The organism is Corallococcus sp. EGB (assembly GCF_019968905.1).
In the GTDB taxonomy this organism is placed as follows: Bacteria; Myxococcota; Myxococcia; order Myxococcales; family Myxococcaceae; genus Corallococcus.
This window is the reverse complement of record NZ_CP079946.1, coordinates 1,000,211-1,015,345: the sequence shown is the minus strand read 5'-3', so window position 1 is coordinate 1,015,345 and position 15,135 is coordinate 1,000,211. Positions and strand designations below refer to the sequence as shown.

Here is a 15,135-nt window from a genome sequence, read left to right as displayed (position 1 = left end):
CCATCACGCGGATGCGGCGTCACTCGCGCGTCGCCGCGAGCGCCACCTCCACCGCGCCTCGCAGCTCGTCCATGTCGAACGGCTTGTTGAGCACACAGGCAGCCCCCAGCCGCAGGGCCTCGCGGTGCAGCTGCACGTCGCCGAACGCGGTGATGAGGATGACCGGCGTGGTCCACTGCTCGCGCCGCAGCCGGGCGAGCACCTCCAGGCCCGTGAAGCCCGGCATGCGCACGTCGGTGATGATGAGGTCGGGCGCGCGCGACTCCTCGGCCGTCAGCCCTTCCACCAGGACGCGCACCAGGCCCGGCCCGTCCGACGCCTCCACCACCTCATAGCCCCGCCGCACCAGCATCTTGCGGATGAGCGTGCGCATCTCCGTCTGATCATCCGCGACCAGGATGCGCGGCGCCTTCGCGGGCTCCGAATGAGGGTCTTCCCAGGCCGCGACGCGCGCGACCCCTTCTGGCTGCTCGTGGACCATGGGCATGAACTCCTGGAAGGGGTGAAGGTGCCCGCGGCGGCGACACTCGCGCAGAGGACTGCTGAGTCATGAGCATCCGCCGTGCCATGAACGGAGGGAGCCGCGCCGGTGGGGCGTGGGGCAGCGTGCCCCCGGGCGAAATGCCCCGGTTGGGGCACTTTGCCCCGCATCGCGGCGCCTTCCGGGGCCGGCCTCCCCTCTGAATGCGGTCCGGAAGGGGTTGGCCCATGGACTGCAATGAGGTCAGGGCGTCGGACCGGATGCGGGGCTTCCTCCAAGAGCTCCCTTCAGGCAGCTGGGCCACCGGTGACTCCCGGTGTTGCTGGTGGAACGGGACCGCTGCCTCCTTCCCAGGGCGCCCACCGCATCCGGTTCGACTCTTTCCTTGTCCTCTTTTCCGCCCGGAAGCCCCGCTTCCGGCCGCCACCGCACACCCAAGGAGAACGCACGATGGTTCGCACACTTCCGTCTCGCCGCCACCTTGCCCGCACGCTCACGCTGATGCCCCTGGTTGCACTGGGGGCCTGCAAGCCGGCCGCGGACGTGGCTCCCCCTGCCCACCCCACGCTGTCCTTGAAGACGGCCACCACGCCCTCGGGCGCGAAGGTGGAGCCGGCGGTCTATACGCCCACACCTGGATCGCCCGGCGCGCTCATGTCGCTGGCGCCGCTCGTGGACACGGTGAAGGGCGCGGTGGTGAACGTGGAGGTGCAGGCCCGCGCCCGCCCCGCGATGGGCGGCAGGTTCCAGGGCCTGCCTCCCGGCCTCGCCGAGCGCTTCGGCATGCCGGGCGGACAGGACCCCTTCGGTGAAGGCGGCATGCCCGCGAAGCAGGGGCTCGGGTCGGGCTTCGTCATCGACCCGTCCGGACTGGTGCTCACGAACAACCACGTGGTGGAGGGCGCGGACACCGTCCGGGTGAAGCTGGAGGACGGGCGCGCCTTCGACGCGGAGGTGCTGGGCCGCGACGCGCTCACGGACGTGGCGCTCATCCAGTTGAAGGGCGTGTCCGGGAACCTGCCGTTCGTGAAGCTGGGGGACTCGGATGGCCTGCGCGTAGGCGACCCGGTGATGGCCATTGGTAATCCCTTCGGGCTCGCGTCGAGCGTGAGCGCCGGCATCCTGTCCGCCCGGGCGCGCGACATCCACGCGGGCCCGTATGACGACTTCCTGCAGACGGACGCGGCCATCAACCCGGGCAACTCCGGCGGCCCGCTCTTCAACATGAAGGGCGAGGTGGTGGGCATGAACACGGCCATCATCGGCGGCGCGACGGGCATTGGCTTCGCGGTGCCGGCGAACCTCATCCAGGCGCTCCTGCCGCAGCTCCAGGAGACGGGCGTGGTGCGCCGGGGCTGGGTGGGCCTGGCGGTGCAGGACCTCACGCCGGAGCTGGCGCGCGCGCTGCGAGTGGACGCGACGAAGGGCGCGGTGGTGGCCGGCGTCAGCGCGGGCGGGCCGGGCGCGAAGGCGGGCCTGCGCGAGGAGGACGTCATCACCTCCGTGGGCGACCGCGCGGTGGACTCCGCGGGAGCGCTGACGCGCGCGGTGGCGCTGCTCAAGCCGGGCAGCGAGGTGAAGGTGAGCCTGGTGCGTGGCGGCAAGGAGCTGGAGGTGCCGGTGAAGCTGGGCACCCGGCCGACGCAGCGAGGTGAAGAAGAGGTGACGCCCCGCGATTCGACGCCCGCGCCCCTGTCGAAGCGGCTGGGCATGCGGCTGTCGGAGGCTCGGGACGGCGAAGGCGGCGCGCAGGTGGTGGCGGTGGAGCCCGGCAGCGCCGCGGAGCGCGCGGGTCTGGCGCCCGGGATGGTGCTGACGCAGGTGGGTGATCAGAAGGTCTCTGGCGTCGCGGAAGCGGCGCAGGCCCTGACGTCCGCGGAGCCTGGGGCCGCGCTGCTCCTGCGCGCGCGGGTGCCCGGACAGGATGGGTCGCTGCTGCGCGCGCTTGAAGTGCCGCAGCGGTAGGCCGTGAGTGTGGTGGGCGCGCTCCGCCGGCCGGGGTGGAGCGCGCCGTTGTTCTTTCAGCGGGCCTTGATGAGCCCGGCCCGGGTGAGCAGCTCGCGCACGCGTCGGGCCAGCGCCATGTGCTCCGGGTTGGCCACGGTGAAGCGCTCCGGGGTCAGGACGATGAGGGTGCCCTTGTCCTCCACGGGTTCGATGCGCACGGGCGCGGGCAATGGGGGCACGGTGCCTCGCTGCTTGGAGAAGTAGGTGAGCCAGCCGACCCAGGCGTTGGTCTTGTTGTCTGGATCGTCCATCTCCTGATGGGCGTCGGACATGGCCACGGTCCAGTCCGGCTCCCAGGCGGCCACCATTCCGCGCATCACGGACTCCAGCACGGAGGGGGTCAACACCCGCTCCGCGGTGGGTCCGTCAAATGGAAGGGACAGGAAGCAGGAGTTGGGGGAGGTCCCGGCGTAGTCTCCGCAGCGAAGACGCAGGCTTGCATAATCGGAGGGAGCACCTCCGTTGTTGATCCAGAGCATGAAGCCCAGTTCCTCGAAAATGCGCCCCCCTTCTCGGTTGGTGCCCTGTCGGAACAGGTCCGTGAGCACGGACACATCGGGCGGCATCAATGACAGTTTCTTCGTACCCTTTCGGGACCTGATGGATTTGTACCAGTGGTCCAGAAGTGGATCACAATCGGCCAGGGCCTCAAGCAAGACCGCCGCACGACTGGCGCATGCCTCGGGCGATTCCTTCCGCGCCCCCCAGTAGGCACTGACAAAGAAGCTATCCGGATAGTCCCGGGGCTCGGGCTCGGTCGTCATGGGGTCTTTGGCTCAACGTGCTGGTGTGTGAACGACTTCGATCCCCTTGATACCAGCCCCCTTGAGAAGTCTCCTGATGGCATCAGCAGCCTTCTTCTCCGCGACATGCCACTCGATGCGAATTCCCATATCGCGCACTCGATCGCTTTGTCGAAACGCTTGGTCAAGGAGCCCTTGTGCACCTGTATCTTCGAACCAGGGCTTTGGCGCCAAGCCTTCTTGGAACTTGTTCGCGTAGCCGGGTCCCTTGGCTTCCAGTAGCACTCCGTCCCGGAACCCGTCGAACTTCACGTCTCCCACCCAATACGCCTCGTCCGCCGAGTGCCCGGAGATCTGCTCCTGGTAGCGCCGGGCGCGGTCGGACATCGACTCCTTCGCGGGTCCCCAATGTCCCGGCTCGTCTGGAGCCGGTGCCGCGTCGGCCTTCTGGAGGATGATGGCCGCGCCGGGTCCTCCGCTCAGCACCGCCGCCGCTCGTCCCACGGGCACCGCGACGCGCTCGATGCCCAGCACTCCCTCCGCGGACACGGCGAGCACGGGCACCGTGGCCTCCATGCCCACTGCCGCGCGGGTCAACGTGCGCGTCGTCGCCGAGGCAGTGCCCCACAGTGCGACGACGTTGGTGGTCAGCCGCGCGGCTTCACGGATCTGCTCGCCCTCCGTCATGGACTGGAAGCGCTCCCAGTACTCGGGCGATGACGTGATCAGCGCCACCACAACGCCGCGGAAGACGCCGCCCTTGCCGCTATAGAAGCGCCCCAACTCGAAGGGGCCCGCGCGGAAGATCCCCTCCCTCCACTGCACGGATGCCACCTTCTGCTGCGTGCGCCCATCGAGCGCCCAGGCCAGATACCCATCCGGCCGCAGCACCGCGACCCGCTCCCGGGCGAAGCGCTCCATCCGGCGAACCAGCTCCTCGCGAGACACCGCACCGCCCTCCAGCACCTCGCGCAGCAGGAAGCCCACCGCCATGCGGGGCGGATAGGTGCCGAGCGTCACCGGCTTCTCCATCAGCCGGTTCAGCACCTCGACCGCGTCCGCGGGCGTGAAGGGATTGCGGCGGACCGGCAGCTCCTCCAGGTCCTCCAGCCCGGCGCGCAGGAGCAGCTTCTCGAACGCGTCCACCTCCAGCAGGCCCAACTCCACGGCCTGCCGCGCCTGCTCGCGCGAGCTCCCGATGAGCACCGTCCCTGGTGGCAATCGCACGGGAGACTCCGGCGCATCCCCCACCGTGCCGCCGGCTCCCTCGGAAGCGTCGTCCCCGCGCAGCGGTGCCGGCGATGCGCTGTGGTAGCGCGCATAGCCTTGCAACCCCACCGGCAATGAAGAGGCACGCCCTCCCACGCAACCCACCAGCCCCGCGACGAGCACCAGGCACAACCCCTCGCGCCAGAGCCATTCCCCGCATCGTGACGGCGGAATCCCTCTCATGCCTGTTCCTCCTTTTGAACAGGGCTGGCAGGGAGTCCTGACATCCTTGCGCGGCGCGGTGCGAAATGACGCAGCCGGTGCGCGGGCGACCCGTTGGTCCTTCGTTCGCCCGGGATGTCATGTGTCACGCGATTGACGTGGTGTGGTGCCTGGATGCCCTCCGGGCTTGATTGGCGTTCTGACGAGTGCTTCACGCGCCCGCCATTCGAGCGACCGCGGGGGTTCGGAAATCACGACGGCAGTGGCATAGAGTGGCGACCGTGCCGCGCTGCCTCACATGCGGGCGGCGTTGGGAGGGCTCTCATACGCCGTGCCCGCCCGGCGTCCCGCCTCCCGTCGCTCCGTCCTCCGATGCCTCGCTCGTCGTGCCCGACGTCCCGGGCTACCGCTGCGAGAAGGTCGTCGCGCGCGGTGGCTTCGGCGTGCTGCTGACCGCCTTCCCTCGCGCCGCCGACGGCGCGGAGGGCGAACGCATCGCGCTGAAGCTCGCGCGCCCCGGCATCGCGCTCGCGGAGGCCCAGCTGGCCCGCGAGGCGGAGGCCCTGCGCGTCATCGGGCCGCCCACCGTGCCCGCGCTCCACGCCGTGGGCACGCTGCCCGGCGGCCAGCGCTTCCTCGCCATGGAGTTCGTGACGCTGCCCACGCTGGCGGACTGGCTGGCGCGAGTGTCCGGGCCCATGTCCCCGCAGGAGTTCGGGCCTCGCGCCAGCGCGCTCCTGGAGGCGGTGGCCGTCGTGCACGCGCACGGGCTGGTGCACTGCGACCTCAAGCCCGAGCACGTCTTCCTGGATGACGCCCACCGGCGCGCCCGCGTCTTCGACTTCGGCCTGGTGCAGCGTCCAACCCCCGACGCTCCCGCCGACGACGGCACGCCCGGCGACACGTCCTCCTTCGCCGGCACCGCCGAATACATGGCGCCCGAGCAGTGCGCCGGCCACGCCGTCCTCGACGCGCGCACGGACGTGTACGCGCTGGGCGTCATCCTCTACGAGTTCATCACCGGCCGTCCGCCCTTCTTCGGCTCGCTCACGGAGGTGCTGCAAGCGCACCTGTCGCTGCGGCCTCCGCCTCCGTCGGAGTACGCCCCGGTGGCGCCGCCCGTGGAGGAGGTCGTGCTGCGCTGCCTGGCCAAGGAGCCCGCGCGCCGTCCCCGCGACGCCGCCGCCGTGGCCCAGGCGCTGCGCGCGGCGCTGGACCACGCGGGCCAGTCCGCCGTGCAGCCCGCGCCCCGGCTCACCCTGCTGCCGGAGGTGCGCCCCGCCCAGACGCGCCGCTCCGTGGCGGTGCTGTTCACCTCCTCGCGCGCGAACCCCGTGGCGATGCAGAAGGCCCTGGCCGCCTACGGAGGCCACATGGCCTTCGCGGACGGCGAGCACTTCGCCGGTGTCTTCGACCCCGACGTGGGAGAGAACCCCGTGCGCCGCGCCCTGCGCGCCGCCGAAGGAATGGCCGAGCGGGGACTCGCCCCGGCCTCGCTCGTGGACGTGGCCTCCGTCACCGTGCAGCGCCGCCGCGACGGCGCCCCCCGCTACCTGGGCGCCATCTTCGCGCGTGAGGACCGCTACCCCCACCTGCCGGAGGTGCGCGGCCCCCTGCTCTCCGCCTCCGCCGCGGAGGCCGTGCCGGAGGTGCCGTGCCTGCCGGTGCCGGGACGCTCCGGGCTGATGCGCCCCGCGCCCTCGGGCGGCGCGCCCCGGCCGGACGTCGCCGTGCTGCAGCTGGGCAGCGCGATGCTGTTGGGCCGCGACGCGGAGCTGGAGCAGCTGTGGGAGAGCGCCCGGTCCACGGTGTCGGGTTCGGCGCCCACCATCGTCACCGTGCGCGGCGAGCGGGGCCATGGCAAGAGCCACCTGGCCTCCACGCTGGGCCTGCGCCTGCGGTCCGCGCTGCCGCACGCGCGCGTCTACACCCTGCGCTCGCGCGAGCCCGTGCAGGGCGATCCGGAAGGCACGCTGCGCACGCTGCTGCGCATGGCGCTGCACGGCTTCGACCGCGAGGACACCGACACGCAGGAGGTCGGCCGCAACGCCATCCTCGACCGGCTGGGGCCCCGGCTGGGCATGGAGCTGTGGCCGGGCGTGGCCGCGACGCTCGGGTGGTACGCGCCGGGCGGACCGGAGCTGCAGAGCTGGGCCGCGGCCCCGGGCGCGCTGCGCTCGCTGGCCATGCGCGCCACGGGTGAGCTCCTGGCCGCGAGCGCCCGCGAACGGCCCCTGTGCCTCATCCTGGACGACGCGCACTTCGCGGAGGAGCCGGCGCTGGACGCGCTGGAGTACGCCGCGCTCGCGGAGACGTGCGTGCCCCTGTGGGTCTGCGTGCTGGTGCGTCCGGGCTTCGAGCAGAGCCGCCCGGCCTGGGGCGCCCGCGCCGCCCGCCAGCTGGACCTGCACCTGTCCGGCCTGTCCCCGGGTGACGCGCACGCCCTGTGCCGCGCGCTGCTCAAGCCGGTGGAGAACGTGCCCGCGCAGGCGGTGGAGCGCATCGTCGAGCGCGCGCAGCGCGTGCCCCTGTTCCTGGTGGAGCTGGTGCGCGGCCTCAAGCGCCAGGGGCTGGTGCGCCAGCGCTCGCCGGGCGGCAACTGGTACCTCGTCACCGACGAGCTGGACCGCCTGCCGGAGCTGCGGCTGGTGGAGTGGCTGGCGGATCGCGAGCTGGGCGCGCTGCCCCCGGCGCTCGCCGCGCATGCCCGCCTGTGCGCGCTGCTGGGCGCGACCTTCACCGCCACGGCGGCGGACGGCGTGGTGCGCGAGCTGGAGCGCGACGGGGCCGCCGCCCAGTTCCCGCTGGACGTGGGGCATGCGACGCGGCGGCTCCTGGACCTGGGGCTGCTGGTGGAGCACCGGCTGGAGGGGCTGAGCTTCCGCAACGAATTGGTGCGCGAGGCCGTGGTCGCGAGCCTGCCCGCGGAGGAGAAGGCGCGCATCCACCACGCCGCGTACCGCCACTACCTGAGCCCGGCGGGCGCGCAGGAGCGCCAGCGGCTGGCCCGGCTCGCGCTGCACGCGGCGGCGGCGGGCCTGCGCGACGAGGCGGCGGCGCTGACCATCGACCTGGCGGAGTCCGCGCGCGGCCGCCACGCGTACCTGGACGCGGAGGCCATGTACACGCGCGCCCTGGAGCTCATCGAGCCCGAGGACGAGCTGCGCAGGCTCACGGCGCTGCGGGGCCGGGGCCTGATGCGCTACCGCATCGGCCGGTACGAGGACTCCCTCACGGACTTCGCCATCGCGCGCGAGCGGGCGCGGAGCCAGGGGGACTCACGCGCGGAGGTGGAGCTGCTGCTCGACGAGGCGATGGCGTTCGACTGGGTGAACGACTACGCGCGCAGCGAGGCGCGGGCCCAGGAGGCGCAGCAGCTGGCGGAGACGGTGACGTCGCCCTACGTGCAGACGCGGCTGTTGCTGGCGCTGGGCCGCGCGCAGTTCCGCAAGGGGGAGTGGCTGGACGCGCTCATGACCCTGGAGGCCGCGGCGGAGCGGGCGCGGAAGCTGGGGGACGCGGGCTACGAGTCCCTGGTGGTGGCGCTGCTCCTGATGGTGGCCATCCTGCCGAGCATGGGAAACATCGACGGCACGGAGCGCCTGCTGGATGAGCTCATCAGCATCTGCACGGAGCGCGGCGACCGCCTCCACCTGGGCGCGGCCATCAACAACCGCCGCAACCTGTGGGTGGCGCGCCGCGACCTGACGAACGCGCTGAAGGACCAGGAGCGCTTCATGCAACTGGGGCGCGAGCTGGGCGTGGTGGGCTGGGAGTACTTCGGCGAAATCAACCTGGGCGAGCTGTACTACCAGGCGGGCGACTCGGAGGCGGCGGCGCCGCACATCGCGCGGGCCGTGGCGCTGGAGCGCCGGCATCCGGAGGTGGCGCACCGTCCCTGGGCGCTGCTGCTCCAGGCGCGGGCCATGGCGTGGGCGGGCCGGTATGAAACGGCGCGAGACCTGCTGGAGCAGGTGCGGCAGGCCATCGCGACGAACCGGCACGGCGCGCACCTGAGCCCGTCGGAGGAGGTGCTCTTCTCCATGGTGGAGCTGTCCGCGAAGGACGCGACGGCGGAGGAGTGGCACGCGCTGCGCGAGCGCTCCGCCCAGGTGTCCGTGGAGCAGGAGCCGCTGGAGGTCCTGGAGATGATGGGCCTCGCGGCCGGGCGCCGGGGCGACTTCGCGGAGGCGATGCTCGCGCTCGGTGAGGCGCTGGCGCGCTCTGCGCACATGCCGAACCTGATGGAGGACCGCATCCGCCGCTCGCTGGAGCGCGTGCGGGACCTCACGCCCGCGGCGTAGCGCTGGTGCTACGCCGACCGCGAGAGCGCCGCCGTCGCCGCGATGATCAACCCCATCAGCGACTCACCCACCAGCGCGCCGGAGCCCACCGAGGACGCATGCGCCTCTGTCATCTTCGGCCACCGGCGCGCCAGCGCCACCAGCCCCGCCCCCACGCACAGCGTCACCGCGAAGTACGCGGGGGTGATGAACCCGATGCCCATCGCCACCGGTGACGGCAACCACCTCGCCGCCCGGCTCTTCGCGGCCAGCGTCGACAGCACGCCCACCGCGAAGCCCACCAGCGCGGCCCAGCCCGCGTAGGGCGGCAGGCTCGCCAGGCCTCGCACGGACACCTCCGCCACGGCCCGGAACTGCGCCGCCGAGGGTGCCGGCAACACCGCCGTCCCCACGCCATACGTGTCCACCAGCAGCAGGTAGGCGGGCACCGCCACCACCGCGCCCACCACCACGCCCACCAGCTGCGCGGCGAGCTGCCGCGACGCCGACGCGCCCAGCAGGTGCCCTGCCTTCAGCGACCACAGGCTCACGCCCGTCTGCGCCGCCGCGCCCGCCACCACCGAACCCGCCGCCACGTTGGGCGGCAGCTCGCCGGGCCGCACCCCGCCGAAGACGACCTGCGCGAGGTTTCCCATCTGGCCCACCGGGGACACGTCCGTCTGCCCCGCGCCGCGCGCGCACACCGCGCACACCGGCACCAGCAGCGCGAGCAGCAGCAGCATGGACGGCACGCCCAGCCCGAACAGCGCCCCGCCCAGCACCACCGCCAGCACGCACGCCACCGCCGCCACCCACAGGCTCCAGCGGGGCAGCCCTCCGCGGCTCATGCCCACCGAACGCAGGTCCTTCGCCGCGCTCAGGAAGTCCCGCGCCTGCGCGGCGAGCGACACCACCGCCCCGCCCACCATCAACCCCACGCCGGGCCACATCAGCCACGCGGTGAGCGTTTCGTACCCCGCGCCCGCCACCACCCCCGTGCCCAGGAGCCACGAGGGGAGCGCGCCCCAGGCCAGCGCCGCCCCCAGCAGCATGCTCAACGCCAGCTGCGGGCCCGTCATCATCCCCACCGCCAGCAGCATGGGGCTCATCCCCACGCCCCACGTCAGCGACTCCAGCGAAGCGCCGGCCACGCGGCCCGGCAGCGCCACCATCCCCGGCAGCCAGCCGCGCGAGTCACGCATCCACGTGAGCAGCATCGCCACCACGCCGGCGCCCACCAGCGTCCGGCCCCCGCCACCCCGCGCGCCTTGCGCCTCGGAAGGCGTGGCCGAGTGCATCGTGGAGATGAGCTCCGCGGTGGCGATGCCCGTGGGGAACGGCAGGGCCTCCTGCTCCAGCAGGCGCCGCCGCAGGAGCCCCGCGACCAGCACGCCCAAGACGCCCAGCACCAGGCCCCAGACCGCGATGCCCCAGCCCGGCACGCGCGTGCCCAGCATGGCCAGCGCCGGAATCGCGGCCAGGAGCCCCGCCGACGCGGGCATCGCCCCCACCGCCGCCGCGGACGTCTGCGTGAGGTTGTTCTCCAGCGGCGTGTAGGGCGCGCCCCGCTTGCGGCCATAGGGCGCCAGGAGGCTGAACCCCAGCAGCGTCGCGGTGATGGAGCCCGAGTCCCACAGGCCCGTCTTCAGCCCCATGTAGAGGTTGGTGACGGCCAGCAGCGCGCCGATGAGCAGCCCCACGCCCAGCGACCGGGCCGTCCACTCCCGGCCCTCCGGGGCCGGCGCCCCCACGGGGACGACCCCCGCCGCCACGGGAGTGGGGACCTCCGGCCCCGCGGCGACCTCGGGAGGGGCCGCGGGGTGACCGGAGGAGGCGCTCATCGAGACGCCTCCGCCGAGCGGCCCACCAGCTCGCGCAGCTGCGCCAGGTCCAGCGGCTTGCTCAGCTTGAGGTTGGGCACGTCCCGCAGGAACGACGTGGTGCGCGGGGTGAAGGCCCCGCCCGTCATGAACACCATGCGCCCGGCCTGCTCCGGCACCGAGCGCCCCAGCTCGAAGTACAGGTCCATGCCCGTCATCCCCGGCATCATCACGTCACAGAGGATGAGGTCGAAGCGGCCGCCCTCGTTCACCAGCCGCAGCGCCGCCTGCGCGCTGTTGGCCGTGGACACCTCGTGCTCCGTGGCCAGCGAGCGCTGCAGCGCCACCGTCACGTTGGGCTCGTCATCCACCACCAGGATGCGCGCCCGCGCCCCCGCCGGCGCCGTCGCCGACAGCCGGGGGTAGAGGTCCGGCTCGTGCGCCGCCGAGCGCAGCACCACGCGGAAGGTGCTGCCCTGCCCCGGCGTGCTCTCCGCGTGGATGGAGCCGCCCATGGACTCCACGATGCCGTGGCAGATGGACAGCCCCAGCCCCGTGCCCACGCCCACCGCCTTGGTGGTGAAGAACGGGTCGAAGATGCGCCCCAGCACCTCCGGCGTCATGCCCACGCCGGTGTCGCGCACCTCCACCACCACCTTGCCCGGCTCGCCCGGGCGGATGATGGCGCGAATCTCGTGCTCGGTGACGGAGGACGGGTCCTCCGGGATGGCCTGCGCCGCGTTGAGCAGCAGGTTGAGGAACACCTGGCACAGCCGCGCCTCGCTGGCCTCCACCGCGGGGACGGGTTCGAACTCCGTCACCAGCCGCGCGCGGTGGCGGATGACGTTGTCCGCCATCTTGCACGCCAGCTCCAGCGAGCGGCGCACGTCCACCGGCATGGGGCGCGACTCCTGCTCGCCGCGCGCGAACACCTTCAGGTCCCGCACGATGGTCGCGATGCGCTCCGCGCCCTCCGTCGTCTCGCGCACCAGCTGCTGGATGGAGGCCACCGGCTCCGACGGGGCCCCTTGCGCCTCCAGCTTGTCCAGCCCCTCGCGGATGAGGTGCAGGTTCACCAGCATGTACGCCAGCGGGTTGTTGATTTCGTGCGCCACGCCCGCGCCCAGCGTGCCCACGCTGGCCAGCCGGTCCGCCACCACCAGCCGCGCCTGCAGCTGCCGGCGCTCGCTCAGGTCGCGGTGCACCATGATGTTCGCGATGACGCGGCCTTCCGCGTCGCGCAGCGGCACCACCACGGACTCGCAGACGCACGCCATGCCGTCCGCGCGCTTGAACTCCAGCTCCCCGCTCCAGCGCCCGTGCACCTCCAGCGCGGTGAGGATGGCGCCCGTCAGCCGGTCCGCCTCCCCCGGGTGCAGCACGCTGAAGAGCGTCTGGCCCATGGCCTCCTTGCGGCTGCGGCCGAACATGCGCTCCGCGCTGGTGTTCCAGTCGATGATGCCGCCCGCCAGGTCCGTGATGACGACGCCGTCGGAGATGCTCTCGAAGATGAGCGCCTGGCGGTGCAGCTCCTGCTCCGCCTGCTTGCGCGCGGTGATGTCCATCACCGTGCCCGTCACCCGCGCGGGCTGCCCCGCCGCGTCCAGCAGCACGTCGCCCTTGCACGAAATCCAGCGGTAGCCGCTGCCCGCGGGCTCGATGCGGTACTCCACGTCCACCTGCGAGCGCTGCTGGAGCGCCGTGGCCAGGTTCGCGCGCAGCCGGGGCAGGTCCGCCGGGTGCACGACCTCCGCGAGGTCCATGGCGCGGCCGGACAGCTTGCCCACGGCCAGCCCCAGGAGCCGGTCCACGTGCTCGCTCCACGTCACCTGCCCCGTCTTGGCGTTCCAGTCCCAGATGCCCACGCGCGCGGCGGACAGGGCCTGCCTGAGCTGCTCCTCGCGCTGCTCCAGCACCTCGCGCCGGGAGAAGCGGAACACCGTCACCGTGCCCACCTGGAGCCGGTCGCCCTCCTGAAGCTCCGCGGTGGACACCGGCAGGCCGTTGAGGAACGTGCCGTTGGTGGACTCCAGGTCCGTCACGAGGCACGAGCCGTCCGGCTTGCGCAGGATGCGCGCGTGCTTGCGCGACACCCCGTGGTCGTCGATGCGCACCTCCGCCTCCGAGCCGCGCCCGATGACGTGCTCGCCCGGCTCCAGCCGGTACGCCTTGCCGATGGCGGCCGGCGTCGTGGTGCTGATGAGGATGAGGCACGCCCCGGTCGAGGACGGGGCCGTCACCGACTGGCCCGCGCAGGTCGTGAGCTCGTCCACCAACGTCATCATGTATGCCAGCCCCCCGGCGCTTCCCTGCGTTCGGGCCGGCCGTCTCCTCGCCGCCTGTCGTGCATGACGCCGCGCTCCGTGCGGGCCCAAAGCGTTGGCCCCGGAACGCCACCATACCCCAACGGCTTCCAATGAACGTCCCCTCCACCTTCAGGGCGGGGAGCCTGACTCCTGGTGAACGAGGAAGCAGGCAGGCAGGGCAGCCAACCAGGCACGGGTACTCGCGACCCACCCCATGGATGGTAGGGTGCGGGCATTCATGGCGGCGGACTCCGAGAGCACCTTCCGCATCCAGGCGCGCGCGGCCGCGAGCGCCACGGAGAAGGGGCACCCCACACCCACCCGTCCCGAGCGCGGGCCGGGCACCCTCGCGGGTGAGTACGTCCTCAAGTCCCTGCTGGCGGCCGGAGGCCACGGCAGCGTCTACGAGGCGGAGCACCGCATCCTGGGGCGGCTCGCCGCGGTGAAGGTGCTGCACTCGCACCTGGCGGACCAGGGGGAGATGCTCCAGCGGTTCGTGCGCGAGGCGCGCGTCGTCAATCAGATCCACCACCCGAACATCGTGGACGTCTACGACTTCGGGCTGATGCCGGACGGCAGCCCCTACTACGTGATGGAGCTGCTCTCCGGGCGCACCCTGAGCCAGGTGGTGCAGGAGCGCGGGCGTCTGTCCGCGTCGCGGGCGCTGGCGTACCTGGAGCCCGTCTGCGGCGCGCTGGAGGCGGCGCACCGCGCGGGCGTCGTGCACCGGGACCTCAAGTCCAGCAACATCCTCGTCGTGGAGGAGGGGGAGAAGCCCCGGCTGAAGCTGCTCGACTTCGGCATCGCGAAGCTCATCCAGCAGGAGCCCGGCCAGGAGGGGCTCACCACCGCCGGCCAGCGCCTGGGCACCGCGCACGCGATGGCGCCCGAGCAGTTCCGCGGCGGCAGCATCGGGCCGCCCACGGACGTGTACGCCCTGGGCGTGCTGCTCTACCAGCTGCTCACCGGCCGCTACCCGTTCCAGTCGGATGATCGACTGGAGCTGGAGCGCATGCACCTGGAGGCCCCGCCGCCGCGCCCCAGCGTGAAGGCCCCGGTGTCCCCCGCGGTGGACGCGGTGGTGCTGCGCTGCCTCAACAAGGACGCCACCCGCCGCTACCCCAGCGTGAACGCCTTCCTCACCGCCCTGCGCGAGGCCACCGAGGAGCCCAACCAGGTGGAGGGCCAGACGCGCCCCGCACTGGCCGTGAACGCGGAGGTGGTGCTCTCCGCCGCGGACCTGGACGACGACACCGCCTACGCCGCGCTCGCCACCGTCATGGACACGCTGGAGCAGGGCCTGCGCGCCCAGGGCTTCATCCTGGCGCTCCAGACGGGCACCACGCTCCTGGGCGTGCGGCCCCTGGCCCACGGCGGCGCGCCCCTCCACGCCCTGCAACCCCTGCGCGACCTGCACGCGGAGGCCCAGCGGCTGGCCGAGGCCGCCCACGCCCGCGTCCACCTCTGTCTCCACCATGGCGAGGCGGAGACCCGCGGCGACTCCAGCGAGGCCGAGGTGGTAGGCGGTCCGGTCACACATGTGGCAACCTGGAACGTAAGGGAGCCCGGTGGCTTCGCCGTCACCCGTCCCGCGTCGCAGTTCCTCGACAGTCCGCCCCTGCCTTGAGCCGTTCAGCCCCCTCCGTCCCCCTCTTCGCTCCTCTGTCATCCCCTGTCTTCCGTGGTGGTCCTACGACCTTCAGGGTCCTACTCCGGCCCCGTACGAATTGGACCCACACAGTAATTTTTTGACGGAGTCGCATTTATTTCCGATCCTGAATCCGTCACGATTCCCCTGTCTGACAGTTTCAGCACCTTTCTGGCTGAAAGCCTGGACTGCCTGACATTCTGGAAGTCGGACCTCCGACGACCCCCGAGCGGGAGCCCCCAACATGCGCCTCACCCCTGCTTTTCGGCCTGGAAGTGGATGCAGCGAGTGGTGGAACCGGACCACCTCACGCAGACCCCTGACGTCGGTCCTGCTGACGGGGGCCCTCATTGCCCTCGTGGGTTGCGGCGGCGCGATGCCAGAGGACGCCTCGAGGGCCGCTGACCCGGCGTCCG

At 72.3% G+C, this 15,135-nt stretch carries 8 protein-coding genes; 3 read left to right on the top strand and 5 right to left on the bottom strand.

All coding sequences use genetic code 11. From position 1 onward, the window contains the following. Window positions 1–19: 19 nt before the first annotated feature. Entirely contained in the window at window positions 20–487 is a 468-nt protein-coding gene (locus tag KYK13_RS04255) for a response regulator (RefSeq protein WP_223642174.1), read from the bottom strand. 444 nt (window positions 488–931) lie between these two features. Between KYK13_RS04255 and KYK13_RS04250 the strand changes: the two genes are divergently transcribed. Next, window positions 932–2,446, top strand: coding sequence for a trypsin-like peptidase domain-containing protein (locus KYK13_RS04250; RefSeq protein ID WP_223642172.1), 1,515 nt, complete (start codon window positions 932–934; stop codon window positions 2,444–2,446). Window positions 2,447–2,502: 56 nt separating this feature from the next. On the opposite strand, the gene KYK13_RS39185 is transcribed toward KYK13_RS04250, so the two are convergent. Both KYK13_RS39185 and KYK13_RS39030 read right to left on the bottom strand, forming a co-directional pair. Continuing rightward, window positions 2,503–3,252 carry an immunity 52 family protein gene (locus tag KYK13_RS39185; protein ID WP_370645285.1) on the bottom strand — a complete coding sequence of 250 codons (750 nt, stop codon included), beginning with the start codon at window positions 3,250–3,252 and terminating at the stop codon, window positions 2,503–2,505. Window positions 3,253–3,264: 12 nt separating this feature from the next. Further along, window positions 3,265–4,683, bottom strand: a complete 1,419-nt coding sequence (locus KYK13_RS39030; RefSeq protein WP_223642168.1) for a Tox-REase-5 domain-containing protein — start codon at window positions 4,681–4,683, stop codon at window positions 3,265–3,267. Between the two features lie 365 nt (window positions 4,684–5,048). On the opposite strand from KYK13_RS39030, the gene KYK13_RS04235 reads away from it, so the two are divergent. Then, window positions 5,049–8,966, top strand: coding sequence for a serine/threonine-protein kinase PknK (locus KYK13_RS04235; protein WP_223642166.1), 3,918 nt, complete (start codon window positions 5,049–5,051; stop codon window positions 8,964–8,966). 8 nt (window positions 8,967–8,974) lie between these two features. Here the strand turns inward: KYK13_RS04235 and KYK13_RS04230 are convergent, their stop codons facing one another. Then, complete coding sequence (locus KYK13_RS04230) at window positions 8,975–10,786, bottom strand: OPT family oligopeptide transporter (protein ID WP_223642163.1); 1,812 nt, start codon at window positions 10,784–10,786, stop codon at window positions 8,975–8,977. Then, complete coding sequence (locus KYK13_RS04225) at window positions 10,783–13,047, bottom strand: PAS domain S-box protein (RefSeq protein ID WP_223646519.1); 2,265 nt, start codon at window positions 13,045–13,047, stop codon at window positions 10,783–10,785. Before KYK13_RS04225 ends, KYK13_RS04230 begins: the two co-directional genes overlap by 4 nt. A gap of 262 nt (window positions 13,048–13,309) precedes the next feature. Between KYK13_RS04225 and KYK13_RS04220 the strand changes: the two genes are divergently transcribed. Continuing rightward, complete coding sequence (locus KYK13_RS04220; protein ID WP_223642161.1) at window positions 13,310–14,698, top strand: serine/threonine-protein kinase; 1,389 nt, start codon at window positions 13,310–13,312, stop codon at window positions 14,696–14,698. The last annotated feature ends 437 nt before the right edge of the window (window positions 14,699–15,135 follow it).

Excerpts from the sequence above, each read along its gene's own strand:
- KYK13_RS04255 (WP_223642174.1), bottom strand. The coding sequence starts at position 487 with ATGCCCATGGTCCACGAGCAGCCAGAAGGGGTCGCGCGCGTCGCGGCC.
- KYK13_RS04250 (WP_223642172.1), top strand. The coding sequence starts at position 932 with ATGGTTCGCACACTTCCGTCTCGCCGCCACCTTGCCCGCACGCTCACG.
- KYK13_RS39185 (WP_370645285.1), bottom strand. The coding sequence starts at position 3,252 with ATGACGACCGAGCCCGAGCCCCGGGACTATCCGGATAGCTTCTTTGTC.
- KYK13_RS39030 (WP_223642168.1), bottom strand. The coding sequence starts at position 4,683 with ATGAGAGGGATTCCGCCGTCACGATGCGGGGAATGGCTCTGGCGCGAG.
- KYK13_RS04230 (WP_223642163.1), bottom strand. The coding sequence starts at position 10,786 with ATGAGCGCCTCCTCCGGTCACCCCGCGGCCCCTCCCGAGGTCGCCGCG.
- KYK13_RS04225 (WP_223646519.1), bottom strand. The coding sequence starts at position 13,047 with ATGACGTTGGTGGACGAGCTCACGACCTGCGCGGGCCAGTCGGTGACG.
- KYK13_RS04220 (WP_223642161.1), top strand. The coding sequence starts at position 13,310 with ATGGCGGCGGACTCCGAGAGCACCTTCCGCATCCAGGCGCGCGCGGCC.